12 protein-coding genes and 1 pseudogene are annotated in these 13,293 nt (G+C 64.2%); 4 read left to right on the top strand and 9 right to left on the bottom strand.

Annotation, left to right across the window (positions count from 1 at the left end):
* Positions 1–146 precede the first annotated feature (146 nt).
* Positions 147–1,514 (top strand): cytochrome P450, encoded by a 1,368-nt coding sequence (locus NR193_RS01920; RefSeq protein ID WP_256749193.1) that lies wholly within the window; start codon positions 147–149, stop codon positions 1,512–1,514.
* 68 nt (positions 1,515–1,582) lie between these two features.
* On the opposite strand, the gene NR193_RS01915 is transcribed toward NR193_RS01920, so the two are convergent.
* The 8 genes and pseudogenes from NR193_RS01915 to NR193_RS01885 form a co-directional block, all read right to left on the bottom strand.
* Complete coding sequence (locus NR193_RS01915; protein WP_256749192.1) at positions 1,583–2,560, bottom strand: complex I NDUFA9 subunit family protein; 978 nt, start codon at positions 2,558–2,560, stop codon at positions 1,583–1,585.
* 111 nt (positions 2,561–2,671) lie between these two features.
* Positions 2,672–2,852: pseudogene (locus NR193_RS33605) on the bottom strand (DoxX family protein); the annotation flags it as partial.
* Positions 2,853–2,960: 108 nt separating this feature from the next.
* Positions 2,961–3,242 (bottom strand): hypothetical protein, encoded by a 282-nt coding sequence (locus tag NR193_RS01910; RefSeq protein WP_091580909.1) that lies wholly within the window; start codon positions 3,240–3,242, stop codon positions 2,961–2,963.
* 242 nt (positions 3,243–3,484) lie between these two features.
* Positions 3,485–4,486, bottom strand: coding sequence for an Ldh family oxidoreductase (locus tag NR193_RS01905; RefSeq protein ID WP_256749334.1), 1,002 nt, complete (start codon positions 4,484–4,486; stop codon positions 3,485–3,487).
* Between the two features lie 115 nt (positions 4,487–4,601).
* On the bottom strand, positions 4,602–5,411 hold the full coding sequence (locus NR193_RS01900; protein ID WP_256749191.1) for an ABC transporter permease: 810 nt from the start codon (positions 5,409–5,411) through the stop codon (positions 4,602–4,604).
* Complete coding sequence (locus tag NR193_RS01895) at positions 5,411–6,124, bottom strand: ABC transporter permease (protein WP_256749333.1); 714 nt, start codon at positions 6,122–6,124, stop codon at positions 5,411–5,413. Before NR193_RS01895 ends, NR193_RS01900 begins: the two co-directional genes overlap by 1 nt.
* Positions 6,125–6,285: 161 nt before the next feature.
* A complete protein-coding gene (locus tag NR193_RS01890; protein WP_256749190.1) occupies positions 6,286–7,083 on the bottom strand; it encodes a transporter substrate-binding domain-containing protein in 798 nt (265 codons plus the stop codon).
* Between the two features lie 56 nt (positions 7,084–7,139).
* Positions 7,140–7,955, bottom strand: a complete 816-nt coding sequence (locus tag NR193_RS01885) for an ABC transporter ATP-binding protein (protein WP_375162678.1) — start codon at positions 7,953–7,955, stop codon at positions 7,140–7,142.
* A 216-nt stretch (positions 7,956–8,171) separates the two neighbouring features.
* On the opposite strand from NR193_RS01885, the gene NR193_RS01880 reads away from it, so the two are divergent.
* From NR193_RS01880 to NR193_RS01870, 3 genes are all read left to right on the top strand, one after another.
* The gene (locus NR193_RS01880; RefSeq protein ID WP_256749331.1) at positions 8,172–9,020 is read left to right on the top strand and encodes a dimethylarginine dimethylaminohydrolase family protein; all 849 of its coding nucleotides are present in this window, start codon (positions 8,172–8,174) and stop codon (positions 9,018–9,020) included.
* On the top strand, positions 9,017–10,606 hold the full coding sequence (locus tag NR193_RS01875) for a 5-guanidino-2-oxopentanoate decarboxylase (RefSeq protein ID WP_256749189.1): 1,590 nt from the start codon (positions 9,017–9,019) through the stop codon (positions 10,604–10,606). The genes NR193_RS01880 and NR193_RS01875 overlap by 4 nt, the downstream gene beginning before the upstream one ends.
* 186 nt (positions 10,607–10,792) lie before the next feature.
* Complete coding sequence (locus NR193_RS01870; protein ID WP_256749188.1) at positions 10,793–11,500, top strand: SDR family NAD(P)-dependent oxidoreductase; 708 nt, start codon at positions 10,793–10,795, stop codon at positions 11,498–11,500.
* Here NR193_RS01870 and NR193_RS01865 read toward each other — a convergent pair.
* Positions 11,485–13,251, bottom strand: coding sequence for a DUF998 domain-containing protein (locus NR193_RS01865; protein ID WP_256749187.1), 1,767 nt, complete (start codon positions 13,249–13,251; stop codon positions 11,485–11,487). The two genes, NR193_RS01870 and NR193_RS01865, sit on opposite strands and share 16 nt — an antisense overlap.
* Between the last annotated feature and the right edge of the window lie 42 nt (positions 13,252–13,293).

The following is a 13,293-nucleotide window of genomic DNA, read 5'->3' as shown; positions in this document are numbered from 1 at the left end:
AAGGCGGGACCTCGCGCGCGGCGGTCACGATCGGATGAACAGGCTGTCCGCCACGACGTCCCGGTCGCGCGGCTTGTGCCTTGCTGTTCGGCCACATGGACGCCTGGATTGCCAGCCACTACATTGGTGTATCAGCGGAGCACATGATGGACACCCAGCCCGCCCCCTTTGTTCCCCCCGCACCGAAGCCGCGCACGTCGCCGCCTTCGACGCTGGAGATGATCCGCATCGTCTATCGCAATCCGCTCGAACTGTGGGGCGAGCCGACCTACAACGAGCCCTGGATATCGGTGAATGGGGTTGGTGGACATCTGGTCATTGCCAACGATCCGGGCCTCATCCGCCATGTGCTGGTCGACAACGCCAGGAACTACAAGATGGCGACGGTGCGCCAGAAGATCCTGCGGCCGATCCTGCGCGACGGCCTGCTGACCGCCGAGGGCGAGGTCTGGAAGCGGTCGCGCAAGGCGATGGCGCCGGTGTTCACGCCGCGCCACATTTTCGGCTTTGCCCAGCCGATGCTCAGGCGCACGCAGGAGTTCGTCACCCGCTATGAAGATGGCTGCACGTCCGACATCGCCCATGACATGACCCTGCTGACCTACGACATTCTGGCCGAGACGCTGTTCTCCGGCGAGATCGCTGGCGAGCCGGGCAGTTTCGCCAACGAGATCGACCGCCTGTTCGAGACCATGGGCCGCGTCGATCCGCTCGACCTGTTGCGTGCCCCCGACTGGCTGCCACGCCTGACCCGCATCCGCGGTCGCAAGACCATGGCCTATTTCCGCAAGATCGTGACGGACACGGTCAAGATGCGCGAAGACAGAGTGAAGCGCGATCCCGGTGGCGTACCGCAGGATTTCCTGACGCTGCTGCTCAAGGCGGAGGGGCCGGAGGGACTGACGCGGGCCGAGGTCGAGGACAACATCATCACCTTCATCGGCGCCGGCCATGAGACGACGGCGCGTGCACTCGGCTGGACGCTCTATTGTCTCGCGGAGTCCCCTTGGGAGCGCGACAGGATCGAGCGTGAGATCGACCAGGTGCTGGCGCGCGAGCCCGACCCGACGAAGTGGCTGGACGCCATGCCTTTGACCCGCGCCGCTTTCGACGAGGCGCTCAGGCTCTATCCGCCGGCGCCATCGATCAACCGCGAGCCGATCGTGCCGGAGATGTGGAAGGATCTTTACATCCCGAAGCACGCGGCCGTCCTGGTGATGCCGTGGGTCGTCCACCGTCACCGGAAGCTTTGGGACAGGCCCGACGCCTTCCTGCCGGAACGGTTCCACCCGGGAAACCGCGAAAAGATCGATCGCTTCCAGTATCTGCCGTTCGGCGCGGGCCCGCGCGTCTGCATCGGCGCCAGCTTCGCCATGCAGGAGGCGATCATCGCGCTCGCCATCATGCTGTCGCGCTTCCGCTTCGACACCACGGCCGAGACCAAGCCCTGGCCGGTGCAGAAACTGACCACGCAGCCGCAAGGCGGCCTGCCCATGCAGGTCACGCCTCGCTAGGCATGCTGATATTCAGGTAATGCCGGCCCGCGAACGCTCGGCCTGACCTGAATCTCAACGCCCAGGGCTTATGCTACGGGCTTGCGCTGCTGGAACTGACCGGCGGCGCGGAACCGCCAGAGATAGCTCGGCAGGATCGAGCCGATCGATTGCGGCTGGATGCCGAGCCCCGCCAATGTCCGGTTGGCCTTGGTCGCCGCGTCGGAAACGATGTTGTGCTCGCGAAGTTGCACCACCTGGTCCTTGGTCAGCAACGGGTTGGGCAGCAGACCGAGGATCGAGGCCTGGATGTTCGCCACCCACCACGGCACCGGCACCAAGAGGCGCTTGCGCTCGATCACTTCGAGCAGTTCCTGCATGCACTCCTTGAAGGTCAGCACCTTCGGCCCGCCGAGTTCGTAGATCTGGCCGCCGGCAACTTTGCCGTCGACCGAGCGCGCCACGGCTTCGGCGACGTCGCCGACATAGACCGGCTGGAACTTGGTCTGGCCACCGCCGATCAGCGGCAGCACCGGCGAATAGCGCGCCATATTGGCGAAGCGGTTGAAGAACTCGTCCTCCGGGCCGAAGTTGATCGACGGCCGGAAGATGACGGCGTCCTTGATCGTCTCCAGGACAGCTTTTTCGCCAAGCGCCTTGGTGCGTGCGTAGTCCGATTCGGAGTCCGCATCGGCGCCAAGCGCGGAAACATGGGTCAGGCCGGCGCCGACGGCGCGCGCCGCTTCGGCCACGGCGCGGGAACCGAATTCGTGCACCGAGGCGAATTTCTGGCGCCCGGTCTCATGCAGGATGGCGACCAGGTTGACGACATGGTCGGCGCCTTGCACGGCGCGGTCGACCGACCAGCGCATGCGCACATTGGCCTGCACCGGCTGGATCTGGCCAACATTGCCGAGCGGCTGCAAATGGCCGGCAAGATCGGGCCGCCGGCAGGCGACCCGGATGCGATAGCCGCGCTTGGCCAGCGCGCGCACGACATGGCGGCCGACAAAGCCTGACCCGCCAAAGACGACAACGAGCTTTGGGGTCTGCAGGATTTCGGTCATGGCTGGCTCCGGCGCACGTTCCAGATGGCTTGGCTGAAGCCGTTTCATAGTCGGTTTTGCGCCAAAGGCAAAGGGTGACGCGTCGTCGCTGTCGCCCCTGTTTCGACCTTGTCAGAACGCCTTGCCGACGCAGGCGTCGGCCGAATGGCGGTTGCCGCCGCGAATGACGAAGAACAGCAGGATCGCGGCCCACAAAAGTGACTTTTCGGCCCCCGAAAAACCCTGGCCATGGTGACCCAGTGAAACCAGACAGTGACCAGCAGCACGACAGGCCGGCAAAGGCGGCTGGCCGACGGCAATGAAAATGCCGCCGAACGCAGAAAACCCCGCCGAAGCGGGGTTTTCCGGATGACATCATGCGAAGCCAGGGGCCGACGGAGCGGCCTGACCTGAGACGGTATCAGGAGGGCGTGAAGCAAGTACGCCCACCCCAGCCCTGAACATCCGACATGGTGCCACCGATCTTCTTGCAGGCCGCGATGAAATCGGCGCTGCAATTGGCGAATTTCGCATGGCCGTTCTTGCAGTAATGGTCCTCGGTGGCGCCGCCGCTCGGAGCGGTGATGACGCCGGGCGCGGACGGTTTCACCGGCGCGGCCTTCAAGGTGGCGGCCTGGGTGGCGCCCATGAACGAGCCGAGAAGAAGAACCGCGGTGAGCATGGTGATTTTGGTGTTGGTCATGGCAATTTTCCTTTTGATTTAGGTTGAGTTTCCGAGGCGCAGAGGCAACATCCTCCGCGTGAAGCAGGCTTTCGCTTTCGGTTTGCTGTTTCCCTCGGTTTGGATCGGGCAAGCTCGCCTTGCCCTGGACAAAGCTGGGTCGTCGCAACGCGCAAAAAGGTTCAGCGGCGCGAACAAAAAATCACGCCGAGTCACGCCATGGTCAGGCGGACTTCAGATAACTATCTGATAAATAAGACTATTCAGGAAGAATAACGCGCTGCGAACTCGGAAATGCGCTGCACCACCGCCTTGGACGCGGTGATGCCGCGCGCTTGCGCTCTCTCGGCGGCCTCGGCGCGGGCGCGGCCGGGCACATGCACGCCATAGCGCCGGCGCAGCCGGTCGAGCTGGTCCTTCATCCGCTGCTCGAAGTCCGGGTCGAGCAGCTTGGGCTCGACGGCAAGCACGAACAACCCCGTGCCGGGGCTCTCAGCTCCGCCGGTGAACCATGGCGCGTCGAGTGACCAGTTGGCGCCCGACAGGCCGGCCGCCAGCACTTCGACCATCAGGGCGATGTTGGCGCCGCGCTGGCCGCCGAAGGCGAGCATGGCGCCTTTCATGGCGGCGGCCGGATCGGTGGTCGGGTTGCCGCTGGCGTCCAGCGCCCAGCCTTCGGGGATCTTCTTGCCGTCTTCCGCCGCCTTGCGGATGTTGACGAAAGCGGTGGCGCTCGACGACTGGTCGATGACCAGCGGCGCGCCGTCGGCGGCAGGGGCGGCAAACGACATCGGGTTGGTGCAGTAGACCGGCTTGACCGAGCCCGAGCCGGCGAGAATGGCCGGGCCGTTGGTGGCGGCGAACGACACCAGCCCCTGCGCTGCCAGCCTTCCGGTGAAATAGCCGAGCGCGCCGCATGTATAGGCATTCTTCTGCGAGAAGATGGCGACGCCGAACAACCGCGCGGCCTTGGCAAGATCGTCGATGGTGCGGTCGAAACCGGTATGCGCCAGACCGCCGCGCGCGTCGGAGAGATAGATCGCCAGTGCCGGCCGGGTGATCACTGGGTCGGCATTGCCGTCAATGCGTCCGGCTTCCAGCGCCTCGAGGTAGTCGATGAAATGGGACAGCCCGACGGTCGAAAGCCCTTCCGCCTCGGCTGATATGATCGAGGCGGTGAGCGATTGCGCCGCTTCTTCGTTGGCACCGGCGCCAAGCGCCGCCATTCGGCACAGTCCTTTGGCCTGGTCGAGACTGAGTTGCATCACGATGAGTTCCTGAGTGAGTAGCGAATAGGGAATAGCGAATAGGGGAATGGCGAGCTGTCGGCCATCGCGCCTCCCCGGTCCCCGATTACTACTCGCTATTCGCTATTCGCTTCTACCCAATTTTATTGGGGATCCGCGCCTCGATCCTGCTGAAGGCGAAGACCAGAATGCCGGTGATCGTCATGTAGATCAGCGCCAGCAGCAGCAAGGGTTCGTAGGTGAGGTAGGTGTCCTGCCGCACCTTCGACGAAACGGCGAAGATGTCGATGACGCTGATCGTCGCCACCAGCGGCGTCGATTTCAACTGCAGCACGGTCTCGCCGGTCAGAGTCGGCAGCGCCCGGTAGAAGGCCTGCGGCAGCCAGATGCGCCGGAAGATCTTCCAGCGGCTCATGCCGAAGGCGCGCGCGGCTTCCAATTGCCCCTTGGGAACGCCGGCAAACGCACCGCGCATCACCTCGCCCTCATAGCCGGCGAAGGACAAGGTCAGCGCCAGCACGCCATAGGGCCATGCCTGCCGCAGATATGGCCACATCCAGGATTCGCGGATCCATGGGTACTGCGGAAACAGCGAGCCCAGGCCGTAGTAGAGCAGCCACAGCTGGATCAGCAGCGGCGTTCCCCGGATGATCGTGCAGAAAGCGTTGGCGGGTGCCGCGAACCAGAACGAGCCGGTGGCCTGCGCCAGCCCGAGCGGCACCGCGAACAGGAAGCCCAGGATGCAGGTGACGGCCAGGATCCACAGCGAGCGCCAGATGCCGACCAATCCCATTTCATAATATTGCGGCAACCAGTCCCAGCGCATGAAGAAGGCGGCGCTCAGAACCAGCCCCAGCGCGATCAGGATCAGCAAGATGCGGTGCGGCTGCAGCCATAGCGACGTTCGCGCGACGACGTTGATGATGGCCGCTTCGTTGGCCATCAGCGTGCTTCCTTGAGCGAAGGCATGCCACGCCGGGACCAGGCCTCCACACGGCCGATGATCAGATTGGAAAACAGCGACAGCAGCAGATAAAGCACGCCTGCTGCGAAAAAGAAGGTGAAATAGGCCTTGGTGACGCCCGCGGCCTGCCGCGTTGCCAGCGCCAGTTCGTAGAAACCGACGACCGCCAAGAGGGCGGTATCCTTGGTGGCGATGAGCCAGAGATTGGCAAGACCCGGTATGGCGAAGGGCAGCATTGCCGGCAACGTAATGCGCCGCAGCAGAAGGCCGGGAGACATTCCATAGGCGCGGGCGGCTTCGATCTGGCCTTGCGGAATGGCCAGGATCGCGCCGCGGATCACCTCGGTCGAATAGGCGCCCTGGACGAAGCCGAGCACGGCGATACCTGCGGCAAGGCCGCTGATGTCGATGCGCTGATAGCCCATTGCCGCCAGTGCCTGGTTGATCAGGTCGGTTCCCGCATAATAGAGCAGCAGGATCAGCACAAGTTCGGGTACGGCGCGCACGACGGTGGTGTAGACCGCCAGCAGATCGCGCACCACCGGGCCGCCATAGAGCTTGCCATAGGCGCCGCCCGTGCCGATCAGGAGACCGAGGCAGGTGGCGCCCAGCGCGATCTCGATCGAATGCAGAAGCCCAACCAAAAGCGTCCCGCCCCAGCCCGGTGGGTAGGGCGAGAGCAGTTCGATGATGCCGGCCGCCGAGGCCGAAAGAAATGCGTCGATCAGCTTCGCCCCCGGATTGCTGGCGTCAGCCGCTGGACATTTTCGTCAGCGAAAGCGTGCGTGGAGAGGTTCAGGCGAAACCGCGCGGTGCAAGACGCGCCGCGCGGTCACGAGCCCAGGCTTGCCGATCAGTTCGACTGCGCGCCGCCGCCGCCGTAAATGTCGAAATCGAAGTACTTCTTCGAGATCTCGTCATATTTGCCGTTGGCGCGAATGGCCTTGATGCCGGCGTTGATCTTTTCCTTCAGGTCGGTGTCTTCCTTGCGCACGCCCGCGCCGACGCCCGGTCCGAGCACTTCATCGTCCGGAGCCACCATGCCCTTCAGATCGCAGCAGGCCTTGCCCTGGTCCGACTTGAGGAATTCGCCAAGCGCGATGGAATCGGCCTGTACCGCGTCGAGACGGCCGGCGGCGAGATCCTGGTTGGCCTCGTCCTGGGTCTGGTATTCCTTGATTTCCTGCGCCCCGGTGAAGTGCTTCTTGGCGTACACGGCATGCACCGTCGACACCTGGACCCCGATGACTTTGCCCTTGAGGTCGTCCGGAGCGGAGCCGAACTTCTGGTCCTTTGGCCCGATGATCGCCGTCGGGGTGTTGTAGTACTTGTCGGAGAAGTCGATCGTCTTCTTGCGCTCCTCGGTGATCGACATCGAACTGGCGATGACGTCGATCTTCTTGGTCGTCAGGGCCGGAATGATGCCGTCCCAGGCGACGGGGGTGATAACGCAGTCGAGCTTTTCTTCGGCACAGACGGCGTCGATGAAATCGATCTCCCAGCCGACCCATTTGCCGGACGCATCCGGCGAAGTGAAGGGCGGATAGGGTTCGGCGGCGACGCCGATCTTGACCGGATCGGCCTTGGCTACGCCCATGGCGGCGACGCCCAGCAGCAGCGCTGCGGCGAATGTCTTCAGAACAGTCTTCATTGTAACGACTCCCAGTTTGTTGTTGGTTCCCGGTTTTCTTCCGTCGCGGCCTGTTCCTAGCCGATGTTGCGGATGAACTGCTTGAGCCTCTCGGATCTGGGCGCGCCGAAGATCTGCTCCGGCGGTCCTTCTTCCTCGACCAGCCCGTTGTAGAGATAGACGACGTGTGTCGCGACCTCGCGGGCGAACTTCATCTCGTGTGTGACCAGCACCATGGTGCGGCCTTCGCGTGCCAGGTCGCCGATGACCTTCAGCACCTCGCCGACCAGTTCGGGGTCGAGCGCCGAGGTCGGCTCATCGAACAGCATGACGCGCGGATTGATGGCCAAGGCGCGAGCGATCGCGGCGCGCTGCTGCTGGCCGCCCGACAGATAGGCCGGATAGACGTCGCGCTTTTCGGCCAGGCCGACGCGGGCAAGCAGCTTTTCGGCCTCGGCGATGGCCACCTCGCGCTTGACGCCAAGCACGTGCACCGGAACCTCGATGACGTTTTCGATCAGCGTCATGTGGCTCCACAGATTGAAATTCTGGAACACCATGCCGAGCTTGGAGCGGATGCGTTCGATCTGCCTGCGGTCGGCCGGAATGGTGTGGCCGTGGCTGTCGGCCTTCAGCTTGATCTCCTCGCCATTGACGCGAATGATGCCGCTGGTCGGGTTTTCTAGGCAGTTGATACAGCGCAGCAGCGTCGATTTACCCGAGCCGCTGCCGCCGATGATGGCGATGACCTCGCCGTCCCGTGCCGACAGCGAGACGCCCTTCAGCACGTGCAGTTCACCGAACTTCTTGTGCAGGTTCTCGACATGGATGGCTTCTGCGGCGCCGTCCTGCGCCGTGTGTTTCAGTACGGGTGCGGCGCCTTGAGCCATCATCCCTTCGACGCTCCGCAAAGCGGTCGAGCTCGTCGCTGCTGGATTCTTTTACCCATTACCCGTCACTGACAGAGTTCCCATTCTCAAGATGGACCGTTCCGCTTGCCTCCGTCAACCATGGTTTTTGGACTATTGATCACGGCTTGCTGTAGTGGTTAGTGGCGGCAACGGACGCTTCGGGAGAATTGAGTGGGCAAAGCATACGGGTCGCAGTCGATGGCGGGACCGCTGAAGCGCGTGCTGATGCGCTCCGCCGAGAGCGCCATGCGTCATGCCAAGGCGCAGGAATGGCACTACGGCCCCGGCTTCGATGCGCAAAAAGCCGCTGCCCAGCATGAGCAGCTGACCAGCATGGTCGCAGCCTCCGGCGCCGAGATCGAATGGCTGACGGACGCCGATGACGGGCTGGCCGATTCCGTCTTCACCCATGATCCGTCGCTGATGACCGATGATGGCGCGATCATTCTCTCGATGGGCAAGGCGTTGCGCCAGCCCGAGCCCGGTCTGCATGAGATAGCCTACAGGCGCATGGGTATCCCCCTTCTCGGCCGCATCGATGGTCCGGGCCAGGTGGAGGGTGGCGACTGCGTCTGGGTGGATGCAAACACGCTGGCCGTCGGCCGTGGCGTGCGCACCAACCAGGACGGCATCCAGCAGCTGGCAAACCTGCTCTCTCCCAAGGGCATTTCGGTTTTTGGCTTCGACCTGCCGCTCTGGCACGGCGAGGAAGCCTGCCTGCACCTGATGTCGGTGATAAGTCCGCTTGCCGACGATCTGGCGCTGGTCTACGCGCCTTTGCTGCCGGCCGCCTTCTACCAGTTGCTGCGCGCGCGCGGCATCAAGCTGGTCGAGGGCGATGCCGACGAATTCTTCGCCTCCAACGGGCTCAGTCTCAACGTGCTGCCGACGGCGCCGCGCCAGGTGATCGCTGTCGCCGGCTTTGCCAGGACGGCGGCTGCCATGCAGGCGGCCGGCTGTGCGGTTTCCACCTTCGAGGCGGATGCGCTCTGCATCGCTTGCGAGGGCGGCCCGACCTGCCTGACGCGACCGGTGCTGCGCCAATGACGACCATTGGGACGACTGTCGGCGAGGCCCTCATTTCGCTGCTCGAAGCCCATGGCGTCGACACGGTCTTCGGCATTCCCGGCGTGCACACGGTCGAGCTTTACCGGGGACTTGCCCGCTCGAAGATTCGCCATGTCACGCCACGCCATGAACAGGGTGCCGGCTTCATGGCCGATGGCTATGCGCGCGCCAGCGGCAGGCCGGGCGTCGCCTTCGTCATCACCGGACCTGGGCTGACCAACACCATCACCGCCATGGGTCAGGCGCGCGCCGATTCGGTGCCGATGCTGGTGATCTCCGGCGTCAACGCCACGCCGACGCTCGGCAAGGGTCTCGGCCATCTGCATGAACTGCCCGACCAGCGCGGCATGATGGAAAAGGTGGCACTGTTTTCTCAGCGCGTCACCGAAGCCGGCGAACTGCCAGGCGCGCTCGCCCGTGCCTTCGCCCTGTTTTCGTCGTCGCGGCCAGGGCCGGTGCATATCGAGATCCCGACCGACGTCATGGTCAAGCCGGCTGACGGCATCGCTGCCGTCCTGAGCAATGCCGCGCCGCCCGTGCCGGATCGCGCGGCAATTGCCAGCGCGGCCAAACTCATCGCCGCCGCGCGCCGTCCGCTGATCCTTGCTGGCGGCGGCGCCAAGCGCGCCGAAGCGCCATTGCGGAACCTTGCCGAGCGGCTCGGAGCGCCGGTCGTGCAGACCGCCAATGCGCGCGGCCTCTTGCACGGCCATCCGCTTTGCGTGCCGGCCAGTCCCAGCCTGAAGGCGGTGCGGACGCTGATAGCCGAAGCCGACCTGGTCATCGCCGCCGGCACCGAATTCGGCCCGACCGACTATGACGGCTACGGCGACGACGGTTTTGTCCTGCCCGCCAACCTGATCCGCATCGATATCGGCGCCGACCAGCTTGCCCGCCGCCCGGTGACGGTTGCGATCCAGGCCGATTGCGCCGAGGCGCTCGAAGCGCTGCTCCTGGAAACCAGCCATGTCCGTGCAGACGAAGCCGGCCCGGAGCGCGCCGCCGCTGCGCGGCAAGCAGCCTTTGCCGAGATCAATCCGACGCTGCAGGCACAGGTACGCGCCGTCGAGATGATCCGCGATGCGCTGCCGGGCGCGATCATCGTCGGCGATTCCACGCAGCCGATCTATGCCGCCAACCTTTACTACGATCATGACCGGCCAGGTGGCTGGTTCAATGCCGCCACCGGCTTTGGCGCGCTTGGCTATGGCCCGCCGGCGGCGATCGGTGCCGTCCTTGCCGTGCCTGACGCGCCAGTCGTCTGCCTGACCGGTGACGGCGGCTTCCAGTTCACCTTGCCGGAACTGGGTGCCGCGCTCGATGCCCGGGCGCCGGTCATCTTCGTCGTCTGGAACAATCGCGGCTATCGCGAGATCGAAACCTCGATGCTCGATGTCGGTGTCGAGCCGGTCGGTGTGTCGCCGGCACCGCCGGACTTCTGCAAGCTGGCGGAAGCCTATGGCATCGGCGCCGAACGCATTGCCGACATCGACGCCCTGGCGGACGCGCTGAAACGCGCGCGGGCAACCGGACTGCCGTGCGTCATCGAAATCACCGTCGATTGAGCATTGGCGGCGCAACGTGCCTCATGCCTCGGCTTTGCATGGACCCCTGCCGGCTGGCGGGCGGATGCATGCAAAGACGCGACGACTGCCATGTCGAGATTTCAGTTGAGTGATCGCGCGAAAGGCGCGATTTTCTGCGCCGGCGCGGCATAAGCATAAGAAGAAAAATGACAGGAGCGGTCGAGGATGACGGAAACACTTGAAGGCAGGCATATCGTCGTGACCGGCGGAACCGGGGCGCTTGGTGGCGCGGTAGTCGGCAAACTGCTGGGTGAGGGCGCGATCTGCCATGTGCCCAATGCCCATGCCGCCGCGCCCGCGCATTTCCCCTTCACCGCGCATGACCGCGTCAAGCTGGTGCACAATGTCGATCTCTCGGACTCCGCCAAGGTCGAGGCGTTCTACAGCCAGGTTCCAGGCCTGTGGGGCTCGATCCACCTGGCCGGCGGCTTTGCCGCGGCGCCGGTGGAAAAGATCGAATCGGCATCCTTTGCCGAGATGATGGACACCAATGCGCGCACCGCCTTCCTGTGCTGCCGCGCGGCGGTGCGCTCGATGCTGGTGTCGGGCACCGCGGGCCGTATCGTCAACGTCACGGCGCGCGCCGGACTCGACCCAAGGCGTGGCGGCGGCATGGTTGCCTACGCCGCGAGCAAGGCGGCTGTGGCGGCAATGACGGTGGCAATGGCCGAGGAACTCAAGGGCAAGGGCATCCTGGTCAATGCCGTGGCGCCGTCGACGCTAGACACGCCGGCGAACCGCGCCGACATGCCGGACGCCGATGTCACCAAATGGGTCAGCCTCGAGGCGGCGGCCGAAGCCATCGCCTATCTCGCCTCACCGGCCAATCAGGCGATGAGCGGCACGCTGGTACCGCTTTACGGCAGGGCCTGAACAGAGAGCGTCGAAGCAGGGCAGCCGGCGTCCGATCCATCGGGATTGCGGTAGCTGTAGATTCGCAGTGGCGATGACGCATCGGTAGTGCACTCCCTCAACCATGCCGGCGGGTGGCCCTCCATCAGCGCCGCCGCGAATGGATAGGCGGTTTCGAGTTGTGGCGACGGCGGGCCGCGCCACGCGCAAATCGCAACATGCGTCGCCTTGGAGGCATCGAGGATCGCGCGCGGGTCGGCGGTCGAGGGGTCGAGGAAACGATAGCTCCGTTCGATGCCCTTGGCCGAAGGGTGGTTGGGGATCGTCACGACCTTGGGACCTTCGGCAAGAGCGACAAAATGCGATCCGATCAATGGTGGTGAAAGAACGACGGCGCCTGCCGGCCAACCCCGTTGCGGCTCGAAATGACTGAAATAGCAACCGTCGGCGAACTCGGCGGCGGGAACCGCTGCCTGGGATGGTCTCACCGATAGGTGGTATAGAGCCATTGCACCCGACAAGACGAGACCGGGGGCGATCAACGCGTATCTGCGCGATGCCACCGGCACGGAAGATTCCAGGTAGCGGGCCAGTCTGGCGTCGCGTGGCAGGAAACTCGCCAGCACGAAGATCAGGCCGATGCCGGAAAAAACCGGGAGATAGCGAAAGTAGCGGAGATAGTCGATCGCCAGTACCAGCGCGAGCAGCGAGAACAGCGCCAGTATGACGTGGGGCCGGCTGCGGCCATGCGGATCGAGGCAGATGACAACCGGGGCAAGCGCGCCGACAAAAAGCAGCGCCATGCTCGGAAAACCTGCCGACAGAACGAAATCAGGGCGCCGAAACAGGCTCAGTTCCTGGAGAATTCTGTTGAGCATGTTATCGCGAACATAGGCGTCGAGCGCGCCATAAGGGCCGGCCAGGCATTGCGGGAACAACATCACCAGCGCCGCCAGGCTGGCGGCCGCGAACACCAGCAGGATTGCCGCGCGCGTTGCCCATCCGCCGCGCCGGCCGACAAGCAAAGGCACGATGGCAAATGAAAGCCCGGCCGCGGCCAGTGCCGTCACATGCGGCGCCGAATAGGTGTCGCATCTGATGGCGGCATAGGCTGAAGGCGGCACGATCGCCGCGAACAGACCGATCGCGCCTATGGCCAAGGCCAGCCCAAAACCGACGATCCTGTCGTCACCGCCTTCGCGACCAAAGATCCAGTCAAAGGCGTAGACTGCCATCACGAGAGCATAGAACGGCGCGAACTCGGCGCTGACGGCAATTGCCAGGGCCGCCAGCAGCCCGTTGACGAAGGCTGAAAAGCGGCTCGGCGACATCATCAACACCAGGGCCGCAAGCAGCAGCAATATCTGCAGATTGTGATAGTCGATCCGTCCGGGGGCGTATTCGAAAAAGGTGCGCACGGCAAAGATCAAAGCCAGCGGCAATGCAACGGCCGGGTAGGCAAAGCCAGTGGCGATCACCAATCGATTGTAGAAATAGAGCGCCGGCGCAAGCAGCAACAGCGGAACCGCAAAGCTTGCAAGCATCAGCGCCGGCTCGAAGCCGGCAAACGGCGCGAGCAGGCGCGCGAAGGCGGCATAGGGCAGGTCCACGATCCATGGCCAATGCGAGATATAGGGCTCTGGTTGGACAATACCGGGCATCGTCCGGTCGAAGATGTTGCCCGTTTCAAGCAAGGTACGGATTTCATGCATTTTCAGGAGGTCGTCCGCGTCGCCATTGAGCCGGAAGTCCAGGGACCACAGAACGGTCATCAAGATCGCCATTGCGCAATAGCAGAAAAAGGCCGGCGACCT

This window comes from Mesorhizobium sp. Mes31 (genome assembly GCF_024519675.1).
GTDB lineage: Bacteria > Pseudomonadota > Alphaproteobacteria > Rhizobiales > Rhizobiaceae > Mesorhizobium.
The sequence above is the reverse complement of the archived record's forward strand: the minus strand, read 5'-3'. Positions and strand labels throughout refer to the sequence as shown.